General features: G+C 41.7%; 11 protein-coding genes and 2 pseudogenes. 7 read left to right on the forward strand and 6 right to left on the reverse strand.

Annotated features, from left to right (window positions below; all coding sequences use genetic code 11):
• Positions 1 to 20: 20 nt before the first annotated feature.
• Both HGP28_RS13090 and HGP28_RS13095 read right to left on the reverse strand, forming a co-directional pair.
• Entirely contained in the window at positions 21 to 1,625 is a 1,605-nt protein-coding gene (locus tag HGP28_RS13090; protein ID WP_168836921.1) for a P-loop NTPase family protein, read from the reverse strand.
• A gap of 750 nt (positions 1,626 to 2,375) precedes the next feature.
• Positions 2,376 to 3,581 carry an MFS transporter gene (locus HGP28_RS13095; protein ID WP_168836922.1) on the reverse strand — a complete coding sequence of 402 codons (1,206 nt, stop codon included), beginning with the start codon at positions 3,579 to 3,581 and terminating at the stop codon, positions 2,376 to 2,378.
• A 188-nt stretch (positions 3,582 to 3,769) separates the two neighbouring features.
• Between HGP28_RS13095 and HGP28_RS13100 the strand changes: the two genes are divergently transcribed.
• The 3 genes from HGP28_RS13100 to HGP28_RS13110 all read left to right on the forward strand — a co-directional run bounded on the left by HGP28_RS13100 (position 3,770) and on the right by HGP28_RS13110 (position 6,985).
• Entirely contained in the window at positions 3,770 to 4,651 is an 882-nt protein-coding gene (locus HGP28_RS13100) for a LysR family transcriptional regulator (RefSeq protein ID WP_168836923.1), read from the forward strand.
• A 225-nt stretch (positions 4,652 to 4,876) separates the two neighbouring features.
• Positions 4,877 to 5,977 (forward strand): alkene reductase, encoded by a 1,101-nt coding sequence (locus HGP28_RS13105; RefSeq protein WP_168836924.1) that lies wholly within the window; start codon positions 4,877 to 4,879, stop codon positions 5,975 to 5,977.
• Between the two features lie 66 nt (positions 5,978 to 6,043).
• Positions 6,044 to 6,985, forward strand: coding sequence for a zinc-binding dehydrogenase (locus HGP28_RS13110; RefSeq protein WP_168836925.1), 942 nt, complete (start codon positions 6,044 to 6,046; stop codon positions 6,983 to 6,985).
• 86 nt (positions 6,986 to 7,071) lie between these two features.
• Here the strand turns inward: HGP28_RS13110 and HGP28_RS13115 are convergent, their stop codons facing one another.
• Positions 7,072 to 8,403: a ferredoxin reductase family protein gene (locus tag HGP28_RS13115; RefSeq protein WP_168836926.1), complete on the reverse strand. Its 1,332-nt coding sequence runs from the start codon at positions 8,401 to 8,403 to the stop codon at positions 7,072 to 7,074.
• A 187-nt stretch (positions 8,404 to 8,590) separates the two neighbouring features.
• On the opposite strand from HGP28_RS13115, the pseudogene HGP28_RS19230 reads away from it, so the two are divergent.
• Positions 8,591 to 8,842 (forward strand): annotated as a pseudogene (locus tag HGP28_RS19230) (type I restriction enzyme endonuclease domain-containing protein); the annotation flags it as partial.
• Positions 8,843 to 9,745: 903 nt separating this feature from the next.
• The gene (locus HGP28_RS13120; protein WP_168836927.1) at positions 9,746 to 10,411 is read left to right on the forward strand and encodes a fibrobacter succinogenes major paralogous domain-containing protein; all 666 of its coding nucleotides are present in this window, start codon (positions 9,746 to 9,748) and stop codon (positions 10,409 to 10,411) included.
• Positions 10,412 to 10,849: 438 nt separating this feature from the next.
• Here HGP28_RS13120 and HGP28_RS13125 read toward each other — a convergent pair whose 3' ends face one another.
• The 3 genes from HGP28_RS13125 to HGP28_RS13135 form a co-directional block, all read right to left on the reverse strand.
• Complete coding sequence (locus HGP28_RS13125) at positions 10,850 to 12,220, reverse strand: UvrD-helicase domain-containing protein (protein WP_168836928.1); 1,371 nt, start codon at positions 12,218 to 12,220, stop codon at positions 10,850 to 10,852.
• Entirely contained in the window at positions 12,217 to 13,914 is a 1,698-nt protein-coding gene (locus tag HGP28_RS13130) for an ATP-dependent nuclease (protein WP_168836929.1), read from the reverse strand. The genes HGP28_RS13125 and HGP28_RS13130 overlap by 4 nt, the downstream gene beginning before the upstream one ends.
• 323 nt (positions 13,915 to 14,237) lie before the next feature.
• Entirely contained in the window at positions 14,238 to 15,428 is a 1,191-nt protein-coding gene (locus tag HGP28_RS13135; protein ID WP_168836930.1) for a DUF5666 domain-containing protein, read from the reverse strand.
• 998 nt (positions 15,429 to 16,426) lie between these two features.
• Between HGP28_RS13135 and HGP28_RS13140 the strand changes: the two are divergent.
• Positions 16,427 to 16,853: pseudogene (locus tag HGP28_RS13140) on the forward strand (transposase); the annotation flags it as partial.
• A 120-nt stretch (positions 16,854 to 16,973) separates the two neighbouring features.
• Complete coding sequence (locus tag HGP28_RS13145; protein ID WP_168836931.1) at positions 16,974 to 17,453, forward strand: arsenate reductase/protein-tyrosine-phosphatase family protein; 480 nt, start codon at positions 16,974 to 16,976, stop codon at positions 17,451 to 17,453.
• The last annotated feature ends 714 nt before the right edge of the window (positions 17,454 to 18,167 follow it).

Consider the following 18,167-nt stretch of genomic DNA (forward strand, 5'->3'; position numbering starts at 1 on the left):
TAGTAGTGAACTCGTAGTATTTACGCGCTTCGTTCCGCAATCATCTTGAGAGTTTTGTCTCCCATCATACCGTCGAATGACGCTTTAGACAGGTCCTCCTTCTGGTCTTTAAGAATCATTTCAATCAGAACCCGATCTGCATTTGCTGAGTAGTGAGTGTTGCCTTTGATGCTCAGAGCAAGAAATATCTCTTCAGTGTTACGAGCCCTGTGAGCGGCTTGAAGTAGATCATTTGGAGCACTGGTGCCATAACCAAAAATTGCTGATGTTTTATAGCTTTGGTTGGGAATTGAAAGCCCACACTTCGCCGCCGGTGACGCGAAAATAACTTGATGCTTGTCAGCAAAGGAGGCAGGGCTGCTTAGCTCATGAGCTCGAATAGAGTGCATGAATGCTGCGTTTACCTGAACTTTGCTATCTGCTTTGAGAGAATTGTACCTGGCGTTGAACTTAGACTCTTTACCATCTTGAGAGCCATCGTTATAAACAAATACGTTCTGTAGTTTCTTTGATGCTTCGTTGATTTTGCCGGTGCATTGAGCTTCGGTCATCACAGTAACCTTCGTGTTTTTTGCTTGCACCTTTGGTCTGTGAACAAAGATTTTTTTGCCTGATGCCTTTGCGATTCTCTTTAGGCGTTCAAATGTGTTTTGGCTCATCATTGCATCAGAAATCACTGCCAGCGGAGTTTTGTGAATCTGAGCATCTAAACGCTCGTTAAGAAGCTTCAATGCTTCCAGCGAGCCGTCACCGGCGATGGTTTGTGTGCAAAGGTCTAGTACGTCTTCGATTTCATCAATGATGAGCACTTTGCTGTCTTTGCGATGATCTTTATATGCATCATCCAGCATCATTTTATAGACCACGCCCAGAACGCCTTTAGTTTTTTCGATATGAGCCCAACGGTAGTAGCGCGGGTCATCAGGGTTGAGCATTGCAGCTGCGAGGACTCTTGAGCCATTGATTAAGAGTGGCATTTTATCGTCGTAGCAAGCGCCTTCGAAAGTTGGAAGAAGCGTGTTTACAGTCTTGCCAGAGCCAGTTGGGCCGGTGATTAGATGCAGCTCTTTTCTGTCGTTGTTTTCGCAGATGTCGCCAAGATCTGAGTAGTTTTGCTCGATAACTGTCACGTCAGAGTCATTTTCATCGATCGAGTGAAATTTGCGTACTTTGTTTTTCATGTGTTCGATGAAAGAGGCGCACACCTTAATTACTGACTCCGCTTTTTCGTCAGTAAGAACCTTGCAGATTTCATCAGCGAGCATTTCAGTGCTCATACGGCGCGGAACTAGCAGCAGCGATGCGGACTTGATTTTGTTTATTGCTTCTTTTTCTTGCTCAGAAGTCATCGCTAACGTGTGTAGATATAGCGCTTTGTCGAAGCTGCTTTTCTTTGCGCTGAGTTTTTGGTTTTCGCCATCAATGAATAGCTTCACTTTCTTCTGTAGCGCTAATTTAGCATCTTCAAATGCGTTTGCTTTATTGGTGTGAATTTCGATTTGAGAAGCCTTCAAGCCACGCTCATATGCGTTTGAGATGTCATTAAGCAGATGCTTAGTTTCTTGAATGCCGGATTCTAGAGTCGCGATTTCAGCTACGCGAGAGAGCTGTAGAGGGTTTGACATTGTGTTTAGCCTTTTGGTTTAGTTATTGAGACGTTGCGCTAATTTGGTCGATGCGCTTGAATCTTTTGATTCTTAATCTCTTATATATTCACAATATCAATCTATAAATTGCCTGTAAACAGCCGGTGGAATAATAAATATTAGCATGAGTTTATATTTCTCGACTAACTTGTTGTTTAATTTTGTAAATTTATTTTCACTATATTAATAATTAATTTATTGTCAAAAGTCGATAATCTTTCCTGTTGTGAAATAGTGTCGTAAAAATTATCTTTTTGGTGATTTTTGCTTCTGACCTGGCTTCGCCAGAATAGAGCCCAGTTTGTGATTATTATGAGGTCATCAATATTGTGTGCTTCTAATAAAGGGAAGTTTACACCTTTGTAATCATAATAATTAGAATACGGAAATATTATAGTTATTATGAATTGAATGTTTTATCAATAGAGGAAAATGATGTTGCTCTGATATATACACTAAGGTTTGGCACCTTCAGCTTGCTATAAATTTTCTATGCCCCCAAATGAGCTACGCTCATACATACCAAACAGTATAACTGAGGCGTGTTTATATACAGAAAGTAATGAGTAAACTTTATCATCGAACTCAATAAGCCTCAGGAACTCTTGAATGCGTCATTGAAACATTATGATAAAGACAGCGCTAAAACCGTTAGCGAATAGTGCTGATGCGCTAAGGATGCAGGCATACATGCGCAATCAGCCAACTTTGACCAGTTTTTAATGAAAATTATGATGCTTTCTTAATAAGTACGTTTGCTTCCGACATATGAACTGCTGTACGTTTATCAAGACGTCCACTCATTCGAGTAAGGACAAGTGCAACGAGAACTACCATGGCACCAATCCACGGGGTATGCATTAAGCCCATTTCAGACACAATCATACCGCCCCCCCACGAGCCAAAAGCAATACCCACGTTAAACGCAGCAATGTTTAGACCAGAAGCAACGTCTACCGCGTCAGGAGTGTGTTTTTCAGCCAGTTTAACCACATAAACTTGTAGACCAGGGACATTACCGAATGCAAAGGCTCCCCAAACTAAAATGGTCGCTACCGCTGCGGTAGGGTTAACAGCAGTAAAGTTAAATATCAAAAGGATAGCAGCGAGTCCTGCAAAAATAATCGTCAGCGCTTTTATTGGCCCCATCTTATCAGCCATTTTGCCGCCCCAAACATTACCAATTGCCACAGAGACACCATATACCAGCATGATTAGGCTAATAGCATTGGCGTTAAAGCCCGTTTCTTGTTGTAAAATGGGCGCGAGGAATGTGAACGCAGTAAATGTACCACCGTAGCCGAGTGCTGTGATTGCATAAACCAATAGTAGCCTTGGTTGCGTTAATACTTTTAATTGTGATGACAGTTTAGCAGCAGCGGGTTGTTTTAAGCTGCTTGGTACTAAGAAAGCACTACCAATCAACGCAATAATGCCCAATAGTGCGACAATCAAAAATGTCGATTGCCAACCAAAGGTTTGGCCGATGTAAGTACCAAGTGGCACACCTGTTACTAATGCCACGGTTAATCCCGTAAACATAATCGCAATTGCGCTTGCCGCTTTTTCTTTAGGTACTAGGCCAGTCGCAATTGTCGAGCCGATTGAGAAAAACACACCATGGGCTAAACCAGTCAAAATACGAGCAACGATAAGGGTATTGTAACCAGGTGCTTTCCATGCCAATAAGTTGCCAATCACAAACAGTGACATAACAGTAATGAGTACGTGCTTACGGTTCCACTTTCCCGTTAGTGCGGTTAAAACAGGTGCGCCAATCGCAACACCGAGTGCATAAAGGCTCACCAATAGTCCTGCGGATGGTAGTGAGACGTTTAGGTCAGAAGCCATAGTCGGGATCAATCCCACGATCACAAACTCCGTCGTTCCGATAGCAAAGGCGCTGAGCGTCAATGCGAGAAGTGCTAATGGCATATCAATTACTCTCTTTTGTTAGCTTCTAGTACACAGCAGCAGATGTGTTTATCAAAGTGCCGCGCTGCCGTGATTTGATGGAGGGATTTTGCGTGGGAATGTAGTTGCAAAAAATAGGTTATTTAACAAATAATATTTGCTATAAATGCAATAATTAAAAATGAGCTTTTGATGAAACGGTTGGCAGTATGCGTACAAAATCGGACGATTTAGAAATTCTACTTTCTGTCGTTGACACTGGCGGGTTTACTGCGGCAGCAGAAAGTCTAGATATACAGGTTGCACGCGTATCACGAGCGGTGAGTAAGGTAGAAAGCCAGCTTGGTGTGACGATATTAAATCGAACCACAAGACGGATTGAGTTAACGGATGAAGGGCGGCAATTCGTTGAGTCGGTACGGATAGGGCTGATGAAGTTACAGCATGCGGAAGACGAGATTATATCCCGTGGAGAATTACCAAAAGGGCGGCTGCGTGTTGATGCCGCTAGTCCGTTTGTGTTTCACCAGTTAGTCCCGCTGGTTCAGCCATTTAATCAAGCTTATCCTGATATTGAGTTGGAGTTGACTTCCAATGAAGGTTTTGTTGATTTGTTAGAAAAGAAAACCGATATCGCTATTCGTATCGGTGCATTAAATGATTCAACCTTACATGCTAGACCTCTTGGCCGAAGTTTACTTTACATTGTTGCTTCACCTGATTATTTATCAAAGCGCGGTTTTCCGAATAAAAGCAGTGATTTGGAACACCACGATACCATCGGATTTTCAACACCAAAAACACTTAATGAATGGCCTTTGAAAGGATTTTCAGGACTAACACCTACGCTGACCTCAAGTAACGGTGAAACGGTGAGACAGCTCGCTTTGATGGGAAATGGAATCGCCTGTCTATCAGGTTTTATGGTGAAAAAAGATATTGCGGAAGGAAGATTAGTTGCATTGTTAGAAGGTGAAAAAATCGGTAACTCGGGCAGGGAGCAAATTAATGCTGTCTACTACAAGTCTTCTTCTGTAGCCAAGAGGATTTCTGCTTTTATCGATTTTATTCAGCCGAAACTAGATCTGTAAATCGTTCAACGCGAAGTAACTCCGTACTTCGCCTTCGCTATTTCCTCTGGCACTTTCGATAATAGAGCAGCCTATAAAAGTCGATGACGCATCGACATCCAACAAGACCAGTGCTCTAGTACACTTATACTGTTGCAATTTTAACAAATATCATTTGTCATTATCGCTATCAATGTAATCCGTTGAGTTTGTTAAGATCCCTCATAAGAAATAAGAGGGCTTATTATGTCTAAATCACTTTTTCAACCTATCCAATTGGGGGCATTGACGCTCAAAAACCGTATCGCGATGGCGCCGATGACTCGTTCACGCACGTCTCAACCTGGTGATGTACCAAACGAGATGATGGCTACCTACTACCGTCAGCGTGCTAGCTCTGGTTTGATTGTCACAGAAGGTGCTCCTATTTCAGCCGTTGGTCGGGGTTACTCTATGACACCAGGCATCTACACAGAAGAACACATTGAAGGCTGGAAGAGAGTGACTCAGGCTGTTCATGAGGAAGAAGGTAAGATATTTATCCAACTCTGGCATGTTGGGCGCCGTAGTCATTCTTGTATTTCTGGTGAGCAGCCTTTAGCCCCCTCAGCTATCAAAGTGCCCGATCAAGTTTTTGGCCCACGACCAGAAGGTGGATTCGGCATGATTGAAACTGAAATGCCACGAGAAATGACGATTCAAGAGATCGAAAGTACGATTGCTGATTTTGTTCAAGCCGCTAAAAATTCGATTGAAGCTGGCTTTGATGGGGTTGAAATCCACGCAGCGCACGGCTACCTGTTCGATACATTTATGCGTTTAGAGAGTAATCAACGTCAAGACCAGTATGGCGGCAGTAAAGAGAATCGTCTGCGTTTTTTGGTGGAAACCTTACAAGCGGTCGTAAACGAAATCGGCGGCGACAAAGTAGCCGTGCGTGTCTCTCCGCACGTGATTGAGGGCTTCGCTGACGAGGATCCTGAAATTATCGATGTTATGCTAAAAGCACTTGAAAGAATGAAACCAATGAACTTGGCTTATGTTCATTTTTCCGAACGTATTTCTCGTTATGTTGATGTACCAGAAACCTTCCGTCATCAAGTTCGCGAAGTGTATACAAACCCTATCATGGTTGCGGGAAAGATGACTAAGCAATCCGCACAACAGTTGCTAGATAAGCAGCATGCTGATTTCGTTGCCTTTGGTACACCTTTCGTCACGAACCCTGATTTAGCCTTCCGACTTGCCCATGATTTACCATTGGCCGAGTTTGATGCCGATGCTAGGTTAACCTTGTATGGGGGCGGAGCCGAAGGTTATATCGATTATCCAGCTTATCAGGCCTAATAGACTAGGCACCAAGGACGATAACTCTTTGGTGCCTTACCTTTTCATTAAGCGAGTAGAAGTGATATGGAACCCTATCGAATTTGGCAATATCAAACTGGGATACATAGTCTTGTTTTAGGTAAGGCTGAAATACCTGCTTTAGGTGACAGTGAAATCTTAGTACAAAACAAAGCGATTGGTATTAACCCTGTTGATTGGAAATTTATTAAAGCTAACCCTTTAAATTGGCCTAATGGTCATGTTCCAGGTGTTGATGGTGCAGGCGTCGTCGTCCAAGTAGGATCTAACGTTGACATAAGTCTGATTGGTCGTCGAGTGGCGTATCATGGCTCATTAATTCGCCATGGAAGCTTTGCTGAATATACCGTTTTGAATGCTGAGCGAGTAATGCTGCTACCTGATAGCTTATCGTTTGAACTTGCAGCGGCACTGCCTTGTCCGATGCTTACTGCGTGGCAGTCATTTGAAAAAATTCCATTAACTCGACAAAGAGAAGTGCTTGTCGTTGGCTTTGGCGCGGTGAATAATTTGTTATCTCAGCTCCTTCGAGGTAAGGGGTATATCGTTGACGTTGTCTCAGCGAGTTTGAGTGAAGAGCGAGCCAACAGGTTAGGTATTCGTCAAGTTTATCGGGAGCAATCTCAAATCGACATGAAATACTTTGCCATTTTTGATGCGGTGAGTGGGGAAAATGCCGCTTGTTTAGTACCACTGTTAAGAGCGAATGGACATATTGTCTGCATTCAAGATCGTATTGCTAAACCTATTGACCCTCCATTTACTCGTACTATTTCCTATCACGAAATAGCCCTAGGAGCATTACATGGTTTTGGTGATAAAGAAGATTGGTATGCATTGATGCAAAACGGTGAAGCGTTACTTGGACGAATTGCTAAAGGTGATATTGAAATTAGTAAGCCGATCACATTCAAATTTGAGCATATGCCAGAGGCATTGACACATAGTGAAATAACAAAATCAAAAACGGTGATAACATCAAGTTAAACCGCACTATTCATTTTTTCGGGGAGCCACATAACGGGCTCCCTAAAACGTTGCTTGGATAGTCTTTTTATAACTAATTATGAGTATTATCTCATCACAAACAATTCTTCGTGATAGCTATTTTCAATATCAAATTGATGTATATCGAGTTCTTTTTTCAAAGCTTCTGAGAAGATCTCTGGCCCACAAAAATACAGTTCATACTGATTCAAATCGCCACACTGCTCAAATATACGCACTGCATTTAGACGCGCTGACTTTATTGTATCTATGACGTATAAATTGATTCTGGCTTGATTCGCTAGATGCCAAAGCTCGTCAACTAAGTGTTTATCTACACCACGGGTACAATAAAAAAGGTGAACATTGTTATTTCGAGCTTTCTTTTTTAACGTTTCCAGAGCTGCAAAGAAAGAAGCTATACCAACACCGCCAGCGATCCAGATTTGTGGCTTCTCTAAATCAAAATCTAAACGTCCGTAGGGTCCTTCTACCGTTACGGTATCATTTAATTTTACGCGGTCATAAAGTCCAGTAGTGAAATCCCCAAGCTCTTTGATTAAAAATCGCAACTCATTGTTTTCACCGGTTGATATGATAGTAAACGGATGAGCATCCTCTTCCCCAAAGCGTAAATAGGCAAACTGTCCTGCCTTATGACCACGCCATGCTGCATCTGGTTTTATTACTAACTCCATAATCTCTGCTTGTGGGAAATAACGTGTAGACGTCACAACAGCAGAATGTTTTTTATCGCGACCGACAAAACCAAACAAGCTGTATAACGCAGCAATCGAGCCAATGAAAGCAAAGGCAATTGTTAGGTAGTAAACAGGTTCACCCCAATACGCCCGTTTGATCAGCAGCACGGAGTGAACAGCAATCATAAGATACGCAACAGACATTAGTCGGTGTGAAAGTTTAAATGGTTTGTATTTAACTGCGCTCCATAACGAAATGACAAGTAGCACTAGCATTAAATAAAAGCCCAATTCACCCATGCCTTGAGCCATGTCTTGTAGTTCAATAATACCTGCTTCAATGCTCGATAGGTTACCGTTAGGTCCAGTCCCAAATTGTTTTACTGGTCGCGCCAATAGGCCTGACACCACCAACCATTTTGGAATTTGATACCAAAGCCAATGCGCCATACCCAATGCGACACCACCAATCCCCAACCATTTATGAACCCGATATGCTTTATCCATACCGTGCAACCAGTTTTCAACCAAAGGTAAACGCATTGCCAGCACCATGGTGATCGACATTAGCATCAATGACAGAATGCCGGAATATTGGATCATGGCAGATCGCCACTCAAAGACGCTAGTAGAGGAAAGAAGATGAGGTTCCATTGCAAACCATAATATGGATATGGTGGCGGTCATTGCCCAGATGACGTTACGAACTGTTTTCATGATGAGGTACTCGATTAAACTTCCATTTAAATGTAGTTCCCTACCTGTAAAGCAACGTCAATGAATGTAAAAGAAGGTAAAGCTTAGTAGATGTGGGGTTATCTAGTGTCTGTGAGTCTAAAGGTAGCTTACTTATATCCAGAGATGAACTAGACTCGCTCTCGCAGGATGTGATAGCACTCATTGGGTTGAAAATGAGTTTTCGGTCTTTGAGCTTGTTGATGATGTGTTGCGCGGCTTAATGATTGACTTAGCAGGTTCGCTTCGTAAATGAGCCACGGTTGACTGGCGCAAGCGTAAAAGCGTCCGTGCTCGTATGTGTAACTTAGTCCGCCGACTGCCGCGCTGTTGGAAGTATTAGTCAGATGTAGCCGAACAAGCAATCAAGTCTGTTCTTGAGCAAGCTGAGGTGCTTGCTTACAGTTGGTATGCTAAATAACTTATAGATGATACAAGGCAGGCCTTGATTTTTGATTTCTTTATTGTGGTAGGCCTGGCTTTCGCCAGTAAACTAGCCAGTTTGTCGCTATGATGGCGAGTCGCAGTTGCTTGAGTACGTGAGTACAAGCATGTTTTATATAAAGGTAAAATTAAGACTTGTACTCACCCATAAAATAATAGTCGAGATTGGACTCTGTTCTCGCGAAGCGAGGTAAAGATCAAAAGGTGAATTTAAAAGATCACTAGCGATGCTAAAGAGCAGGGCAGCATAATCAGAAGCCAACAATGATACTTGTTGACTAAAGTTTGGTTGGGACTCGTCATTATTCAGCACTCAGAGACCGTTGAGAACCCAAATAACCTGAAGAAAATCTACCAATCAGCCACTGAAAATGAGACGCTGTTGATTTTTGAGCTGATCTCTGACCGATGGGGTAGTCAGTATTCTCAAATTAAGACTTATTACTAAAGGCAATAAGCAGTGAGAGCGACATGATCGTGCTAATAGAGCTGTAGCTCGGAACTGCCCCGATATTTGCTGGTGAAGACACGTACCACCTAAGGAGTGGAATCAAGTTAAGGGGATAATTGAGAATATTGCGTATCTAGTGAATGATGAGATGGCTCAAATGCCTGCCTGATATCAATAGGTATTTTTAATGAGCAATTCACTTATTTTTGAACCAATATCATGGGTATATGCCCAAATAACTTGAAGTTGCAGGTAGGCGGCAAACGAACAAAGCCTCTGAGCACCTCGTGAAGATAGATAGACTATGTGATGAGGTTTATGAGAGCCAACTAACAACCCTGCGGCTTCAAGTAGAATGGGTATAGTAATTCTATCGTTTCAATTAATGTGATTTGACGTGAAAAAATTATTTTATTCATAGGAGTTATTATGGTCCTTGCTACTACAACCTCAGCTAATGAGATTAATAAAGACTTGTACCAACTGGAAGATACCGTTCAAGACATGGAAGGTAATGTTTATCGAACGGTGACCATCGGTGGGCAGATTTGGTTAGCTGAAGGGTTGAGGAGTACCAAGTTCCAAGACGGATCCGCTGTTAGGTCTGGCGTCATTCCAAAAGATGACAAGGCGAATTTGTTGAAATATGGTCGACTATACAGCTGGCATGACGTCGCAGATGAACGAAATTTATGTCCAGAGGGGTGGAGAGTCGCGACAGATGAGGACTGGAAAACGCTTGAACGAAGCATAGGTATGCCTGAAGAGGAAATTCACCAAGAAGGCTGGCGAGGTGGTGACCAACAGCTTGGCTTGCAACTAAAGGAGACACAAACGGATGGGCCATTTAAAAAAGTGGATCAGTCTCTAGTTAATAAACATCGCTTCTTTGCGAGACCTGCTGGCGTTAAGTGGAACGGTTTTTACATCACTGAGGGTGCTTATACTGAATTTTGGACAGCAGATAGCGCGTCTGACACCAAAGGTATTATTCGTACACTGGCTTACTCTTGGTGGAATGCGCACAAAGGCGAAATTCGTCGTGCTACGAGCTCAAAAGATTATATGTTTAGTGTTCGCTGTGTAAAACTTTGAATTTGAGCCCGTAATTATCTTAACAATATAAACAGCGCTTTTATGACCGCGCTTCTAGTTCAGACACTATGTATTCGATATGATTACTTCATCAATTTTAATTACCGGCGCAAATTCTAGACTTGGCTTTGAGGCGGCTAAGCGGTTCGTTCAAAGAAAAGTCATTTCCAAATCATTTTGGTATGCCGTAGTGAAGCGCGAGCGAAAAGCGTCATAGGTGTTTCCCCTTTTTGTGAGCGGATTTTTAGTATAAAGGCGTTACGATACTAATAAAGTACGATCTTATCACGCTAGTCAGAGTGAGCCGTTCTGGCTCATTTTTGCCCCAAAACGAGTTACAACCAGTGTCAAAAAATTATTCACAGGGTCGTTAGATATAACACATGTTTTGAGTTAGTCTTCTACTAGACTCCATCGGTGTTTTTGGTCAGATGCATACTAGTTATGAGTAACGAATCCTAGTGCTCCCACAGAATCTCTAACAGCCGCCATATCTTCTTTAGCGAGTAACTCGTGATCTAAAGCCAACACCAGCCTCTTCTTAGCACGAGTAAGAGCGACATAAACTTTTTTCCATTCTTTATTAAATCGGTTTGCTTCGCTAATACCATTTTGGGTCAAGTACTTCAGGGTATTAGAGCTAAGTATGATTACACACACATCAGCATCCAGTCCCTTGATAGACTCGATACTTTGGACTTTGAATTGAACGTCATTTCCTGTACAAGAATTGCACAGCTCATACAGTTGGGCGAAGTGCTGACCATTAAGTGTCAAGCCATGACTGGCTTTTAGCTTATTGATGGCAATTCTTGCACCGACTTCGGCAACATCGTCCATAAAGTCAGAAAAAGCTGCTTTAACAAACAAAGCTTTGTCTTTCTTGTGGTTAGAATCACGAATCATTTCCTCGATCTCTCGTGGGAATACGTGTTTGTGTTTAGACGAAGTTGTATAGCGACCATTCTTTTTGTCGATACAAACAAGTTGTTTTGTATCTAAGTAGTTCGTTAGTAGCTCGTCATATCGTTCGTCCGTCGATTCAATGTACATAAGTTCACCAACCATTTCTGATAGTGACTTTTGTTGCTGATCTTCGTAGCAGAAGCTGTTTGAGACCGCTAGTATCTCTGTGGGTACTCGTCTGGTTTGATTGTTGATCGGTAGTATGGTCGCGTATTTTTTTTGAGCTACTTTTCGAACAAAAGCATCAAGATCTTGGGGAAACTTGATTGCTTGTTTGGGATCTCCGATCATGTATACATCAATATCGTTGCAGCCTAGAACTTCGAAAAAGCGGAGTGCATCTTTATCTAAGTCTTGGACTTCGTCGATGAATATCTTATCAAAGCAGCTTCCTAGAATAGCTAATAGTCTGCGGACTTTTGCTTTCTTCGCTTTGTTGTTGTGCTTGCTGGTGGTTTCATCAACAATTTGTTTAGCGATGTTATATACATTATCTGTATGAATGACATTAATCTTTTTAAGTCGTGCAAAAAGACCATTCTTGTACTTAGGATTCGATATCATAATTGATGTGTCGTTATACACATCACCGAGAGTGAATGACGAGAACGGGTAGATGATTTCGTTCAACAAGAAGCTATGTACTGTCTGTATACAGAGGTTCGACGGAATAAAGCCATGTTGTTTGATTATCTCTTGCTCTATCTTTGCTGTTGCTGAGTTTGTGTATGTCAGTGCAAATGTCTTTTTGTGACTAGTACAAGCTTTGATGTGATCTATCAAAGTCTTTGCTAAACCATAAGTTTTCCCAGCACCTGCACCAGCGATTTGTACTTCTATCATGATACCGCCTCGATGACGTCAGCTATGTGAGCCGGCAACTTGATATCCAGTGGGTTCTCTTCATCAACCATCGCATCACATACATCAAGCATTCTTGCTGTTTTACCATTAATCATGTGATCGGACACTGCGGTGAGGTCGCCTTCCATTTTGAATAAACCATTCAGCAAAGCTAGGTTGTTTTCTGTTTCTACTAAATCAATCTCAAGTGTGTAGTATTTTGTTGTTCTTACAGTGACATTCGCATGCGTTGTGTCATAAGCATTGTGTCTGGCTTTAGCTGCTTCTGAGTCGTCATAATCACGGACGACCCCAATTTTTTTGTTCTGGTTATCTTTGTTCAAGGTGAGCCATATATCTAAGAAAGTGGTGTAGCCGCGTTGACCAATTGGAATAATATCAATGTCGTTGAGGGCTTGTTGTTTAGACAAATAAGTGCTGATCAGCATTTCTTCCGTCGGGCCCTCTACGAGAATGACTTTGTTCGCAAACAGCAGCTTTAGGATGTCGAAGTTAGGTCTCTTTCTTAGGTAGTCAACTAACTTAGTCGGAGTATCAGACAGACTAATTGCTTTCTCGCCAGTAAACGCCAACACATTAGAGATCTTTAGCTTGTTGATGATCGATGGGTTATGGGTCGAAATGATAGTTTGTACAAGCGAGCCGCTGTTGCGTGAGCTTTTCTCAATGAAGTCTCTTACTAAACGAAGGTTGTTAACGCTCAAGTGTGCTTCTGGTTCTTCTATGCAACACAAATTGAACGTATCACCACATGACTTGTAGTAAGCAAATAAGATGAGTATGTAGATAAGATTTCGTTGTCCTAAGCCTTTTTGGTACAGAAATTCATTACCGTATTTCAAAGTGATGTTCGATAAGATGTTCTTTAAGTTAGGCAGGTTGGGAGTGCACTCAAGCTGCTTAATAATACTGTCGTAATTCTCGAAATCGTCATTAGCACCAATGACTTTGTCGAATGTTTCAGTTTTTTCAATAGCACTAAAGAACTCAGAGTAGGCGGTATTGATCTGACCTTTGTCGTCATCGTTGAGAGTGTTCATAAGCAGCTTGGTGAAAATGCTATTGGACTTCATTGAACTGCTTTCTGAGAAGTCATCTCGCTCGGCATTGATGCTATGGACACTGACGTGTTTTAAGTCACTGTATGCGATAGGCTTTTCGTTGTTCACAGATACGATTTGGTAGTCGTATAGCTCAACGGGTAGAGTAAACCAGTTAATATCATCTAACGTCTTACCAGCGAGCGATTTCTTCACGACTTCAAGCAAGTCTTTGTCGTCTTTAGGTTTAAAGTCGTATCTGATTTTGTATGTTTCTTCGTCTCCATCAGCAACAATCCACTTAGCCAACAGAGCTGTTTCATAAGCATCTTTCGGATCTGCGAACTCTACGGTTACGGATACTTTAGGGATCTTTGTAAGCTGATTCTCTTCAGTTTCATCATCGACAACAGACTTGAGAAAATCAATAACGGCATCTTTGTTGATATCAGACACACTCAAACGCTTCTGGTTGAAGTCTATTTGGTTGCCGCTTAACGGTAACGAAAGTGCGGTGAAAAAGTTCGTCTTACCAGTATCGTTTTCACCAATGACAACTGTTAGCTGCTGAAGCTGTGCTTTGAAAAAGCGGAAGCTGCGGTAGTTTTTGATCGTTACCTTTCTGATGTACATAGGAATTTCCCTAAAAAGCATACAAGCGAATATGCCACTAATGTACTACAAGTCATGTGGTTACTGTATTGTTCCAACTACTTGTTGGTGCCTAAGTGTGATCGCACGTAACTCGGAAATGTCCAGAAACGAGCCTGCACGATCACCGGTGGATATGTGATCACCAAGCGATTTGGATTACCTTTCCCTCAGTCAGGGAGATTCAGTTTTCTTTCAATCTGACAGCTTTGCTGTGCAAACAAAAAACCAGCGCATCAGCGCTGGTTTAACATGTTGTATTCATGTCACATCAAGTGCCAATTGCTTTTGTGCATTATTGCTGCTTAGTCGTCACAGCCATTATCGCTACTGTCATCTTCTACGTCGATGCTACGAGCAATGTACTGCCCTTCAAATAGGTGACCTTCTATTTCGACGTATTGCCTGTGCAGTTCATCAAAATTAGCCAGATCTTCGTAATGGGTTAGGTTATCTACGCTAACAGTGAACTGTTCATTTGAACATACATCGGTGATAGTGAACATTTTTAGTTCAGAATTTGAAACGAGTGCGTACCCTTCGATCCCAAACTCGTTTTGTTCCCAATCGTTGTCATCGTTGCCGTCTTCAAACTCAATCTCTTTTGCCATGAGCTTGTTTTTGTTGTTTTTCAATTCAACGTCAACCCAAGCACCTGCGACGAGGTCACGATGGTCACCGTAGAAACCGTCATCATATTCGGTTGAGCTCACGGTTTGAATCTGTGCGCTGTAGTTCAGTTCAAATGAACGCGGTTTGCCATCAGGGCCGCGATTAACAAAAGTTACGATACCCTCGATCTCGCCATCGTTAGGGATGTCAGTGTAATCGTCACGCGTGATCTTTTCTGCGCGCAGTATGCTACTGTCAGTATCGTACATACCAATCACCTCGACCCACATGCCGTTGCTTAATGGAAACTTAACATTGATATTGCTGAAGTCAACAGTTAGCGAAGCGCCGATCTTAAAGGTGTCGTTGTCAAGTCGGCTTACAAGGCCTTCGGTTTCTGCTTGACCATTCCAGTGATTGAACTCGATCACTGAAAGTACGTTGTAGCCCGTTGCCATTGGTAGCGCAGATACCATCACGTTACTGCCAACATGGATGTTGTTGCTTAATGTAAACTGAAGCTCAACACCGTTGATCACAAATGATTTTCGGTCTGGTGAAATGCTACCCACTTTACCTGTGAAGGTTGGCTCTAGCGTAACGACAGCACCACCAGAGCGGCTAGCGTTATCTTCAGAGATACGTACCATCATATTTTTTGACAAGATCGAGCTTGGTAGCGTCTCATCTTGGTAAGTAGCGGTTAACCCATCAAGAGAATAGTTGTAGCCATTGACAGAGATAGCGTCACCAGTAACGTGTTCGATGGAGCCTTGAGAGACGGGAGGTGTTTGTGCCGTGCTAGTTTCACCGCTGCTGTCACTACCACCGCCACAGCCAACCATAGCGAGAGAGAAAATAGGTAAAATTGCGTAACGTTTCATAGAATTGCCTATAAATAACAGATGAGCCCGATTGGCGGAGCGAAAACTAACACAGAAATTTGTAAGAAATTTCTTGGCAATGTCAGGAAAACGACAAATCTGTATTGAATTGGTCAAATGAGCAACTCAGACTATTCTGATGCTCACCATAACATGATCAACGGATTGAGTCTGAAATGGCAGATGAGAGCTATCACTGGTGACATAGACACAGGTCTTAACTTTGAGTTACAAATCCCTGCAAATCGCATTGTGTATACAGTATTTACGTTCTACTCTTTGAGAGTCGATTTGCATGATGAATGGTCTAAAACCACCTTAACTCAATTGAGTCCTCCATAGGCTTGCAGCGTATCACTTGCTGTTTAGCCTTTTTTTACTGTGATAACTATGGAAAGAGAAGAAATAATTACATTAATTTTATTTATCATTGTTATTTGTGTTGGAATTTATTTTTACCCTCAATTTAGTTGATTTTATGTCATTTTTAAAAGAGTGATTTTATCATCATGCTGTTCGGTAATATCTCATGACTTGTGGGTTAATTTATATTCTTTTGTCACTGGTGATGCTCGATAATATAAAATATACTTTTTATTCATGTTGATTGAGGATATTATGGTGAAAGAATAAATTATAGAGCTAAACAAAAGGATAGATGGCTTAAGGCTTTACCAGCTTACAGCATGGAATAGCAAACATAGAGAGATAATCAATGAAATGAGCCTAAGAATAAAAAATAGTGCAAAAGAATAAATTCGGAACTACTTTGCTTAAAGGTATAGTTAAATCAAAAAAAAGATATTTTTGAAATGAAGGTGTTAGCATGTTTTGGTGGTAGCCTTACGCTATTTATTTTTGGTTTTATTGCAGCTCCCCTTTATGAATAAGTTATTAATTTAAATGGACATCAGAATTTTAGAAAAATTAACGATACTGTGTGTTGTTTTAAGGTTAATAACTATTAGCGTTTGGGGTTATTTATTAATCCCTTAGCCCGAAGGGATAAGGGAGCGCTCCACCTCGCAGTCGAGACAAATACACATGAAATAATTACAGCAAGTTGATTTTGTCAACAGTGACTTATGCTCAAATTCTGCCTAGCTTATTCGGCCAAATACGTCGGAAAATCCTTGAGATTTTTGGCGATGACGCTTATTACACAAGAGATTGTCATAAGGGCATTCAGATTAAACGAGCGGTTGCCTGTCAGAAGTTATACGGCTAAAACCAGCACTGGAAGGTGCGATATGGTTATACAAGAGTTCGCTTTCCGAAACAGCAATGTATCGCGTGAAGCACTTGCGTGGCGGTCGGTTAAGCCAAAGACAATACAATGCACAAGTTGGTGAAATCTACGCGATGATAAAAGCATTGAATAAAGTGACTAGGCTTGGTATGCCTAAAACTTGCCGTGCGTTCTGACAATCAAGCTAACTAGGGTCGCTTTGCTTCGAAAAATAATTACGCAACAAGGCGATGCAACGACACGAATATCAACTACGATTTAATATTCAGTCTTAATAGTTACATGGAGTTATGAAGATGTCTGATAAACCGATAAAAATATTATTCGTGTGCGTAAAGAAAGGGGTCAGAGCATCAATTGCTAAAGGTATAATGAACATCCAGGGTCGTGGAAAGGTTCATGCGTCTGCTGCTAGTTTCGAGAAGGGAGGTATTCCTCAATTTCTAAGAGAAGAAATAATTCGGTTTGTCGAAATGCCAACTGATGAAGTCTGTAAGACTGTTTTTGAGTGGAACGAGTTTATTGAACAATTTGATTACGTCATAACTCTGTGTGACGAAAGCGAGGAACAGTGTGCGATTTTTAATAAAATTACTCACACTATCTCCTCCAATAACCTGTTACGTCGACATTGGTCTATTCCTAACCTTTCGAAAGCTGGAGAATTACAAGGAAAGGATAGGACTGATTTTGTCGCAAAAGTAATAAGCAAAATAGCTACTGAAGTAGACAACTTCATAGAAACAGAAAACATCAAGACCTTTTCTTGGCAATAAGTTGGTATCATGCTCCATGAACCCACAGCGCTATATTGTTAGTGTTTCAAGTCCCGTGGCACGAGCGCATCGATAGAGAGTGCCTTGAATTCTGTGTAACTGTCTAAAGTTAAGCCTTAATTACCATCGAGGTTCTCGTGCCTGTTGCTGTCCGTACTCTTCTCATTGCCAACTCAGAAATACCCAGAGATGAGCTAGCCCTCGCTGGCAGGATGCGATAATACTCATTTGGTTGAAAACGAGTCTTTGGTGTGTGAGCTTGTCGCTTAGGTGTTGCACAACTTAACGATTGAGTTACCAGGTTAGGTTATCTTTGTAAATCAACCACAGTTGGCTGGCGGAAGCGTGAAAGCATTAGTGCTCGCTGACGGTTGGTATACTGCATAGCTTATAGATGATACAAGGCTGGCTTTGGTTTTTGATTTGTTTATCGTAGTAGGCCTGGCTTTCGCCAGTAAATTAACCAGTTTGTGGCTGGGTTATTACAACGAGTCGCAGTTGCTTGAATTCGTGAGTACAGGCGTATTTTATATATAAAGGTAAAATTAAGACTTGTACTCACTCATAGAATAATAGTCGAGATTGGATTTTGTTCTCGCGAAGCGAGGTAAAGATCAAAAGGTGTAACGGTGAATTTAAAACGTCACTAGCGACGCTAAAGAGCAGGGCAACATAGCCACGCATCAATAATGATACTTGTTGATTAAAGCTAGG

Origin of the sequence: Vibrio agarilyticus, from assembly GCF_012641465.1 — a bacterium.
Classification (GTDB): Bacteria; Pseudomonadota; Gammaproteobacteria; order Enterobacterales; family Vibrionaceae; genus Vibrio; species Vibrio agarilyticus.

Excerpts from the sequence above, each read along its gene's own strand:
- HGP28_RS13090 (WP_168836921.1), bottom strand. The coding sequence starts at position 1,625 with ATGTCAAACCCTCTACAGCTCTCTCGCGTAGCTGAAATCGCGACTCTA.
- HGP28_RS13095 (WP_168836922.1), bottom strand. The coding sequence starts at position 3,581 with ATGCCATTAGCACTTCTCGCATTGACGCTCAGCGCCTTTGCTATCGGA.
- HGP28_RS13100 (WP_168836923.1), top strand. The coding sequence starts at position 3,770 with ATGCGTACAAAATCGGACGATTTAGAAATTCTACTTTCTGTCGTTGAC.
- HGP28_RS13105 (WP_168836924.1), top strand. The coding sequence starts at position 4,877 with ATGTCTAAATCACTTTTTCAACCTATCCAATTGGGGGCATTGACGCTC.
- HGP28_RS13110 (WP_168836925.1), top strand. The coding sequence starts at position 6,044 with ATGGAACCCTATCGAATTTGGCAATATCAAACTGGGATACATAGTCTT.
- HGP28_RS13115 (WP_168836926.1), bottom strand. The coding sequence starts at position 8,403 with ATGAAAACAGTTCGTAACGTCATCTGGGCAATGACCGCCACCATATCC.
- HGP28_RS13120 (WP_168836927.1), top strand. The coding sequence starts at position 9,746 with ATGGTCCTTGCTACTACAACCTCAGCTAATGAGATTAATAAAGACTTG.
- HGP28_RS13125 (WP_168836928.1), bottom strand. The coding sequence starts at position 12,220 with ATGATAGAAGTACAAATCGCTGGTGCAGGTGCTGGGAAAACTTATGGT.
- HGP28_RS13130 (WP_168836929.1), bottom strand. The coding sequence starts at position 13,914 with ATGTACATCAGAAAGGTAACGATCAAAAACTACCGCAGCTTCCGCTTT.
- HGP28_RS13135 (WP_168836930.1), bottom strand. The coding sequence starts at position 15,428 with ATGAAACGTTACGCAATTTTACCTATTTTCTCTCTCGCTATGGTTGGC.
- HGP28_RS13145 (WP_168836931.1), top strand. The coding sequence starts at position 16,974 with ATGTCTGATAAACCGATAAAAATATTATTCGTGTGCGTAAAGAAAGGG.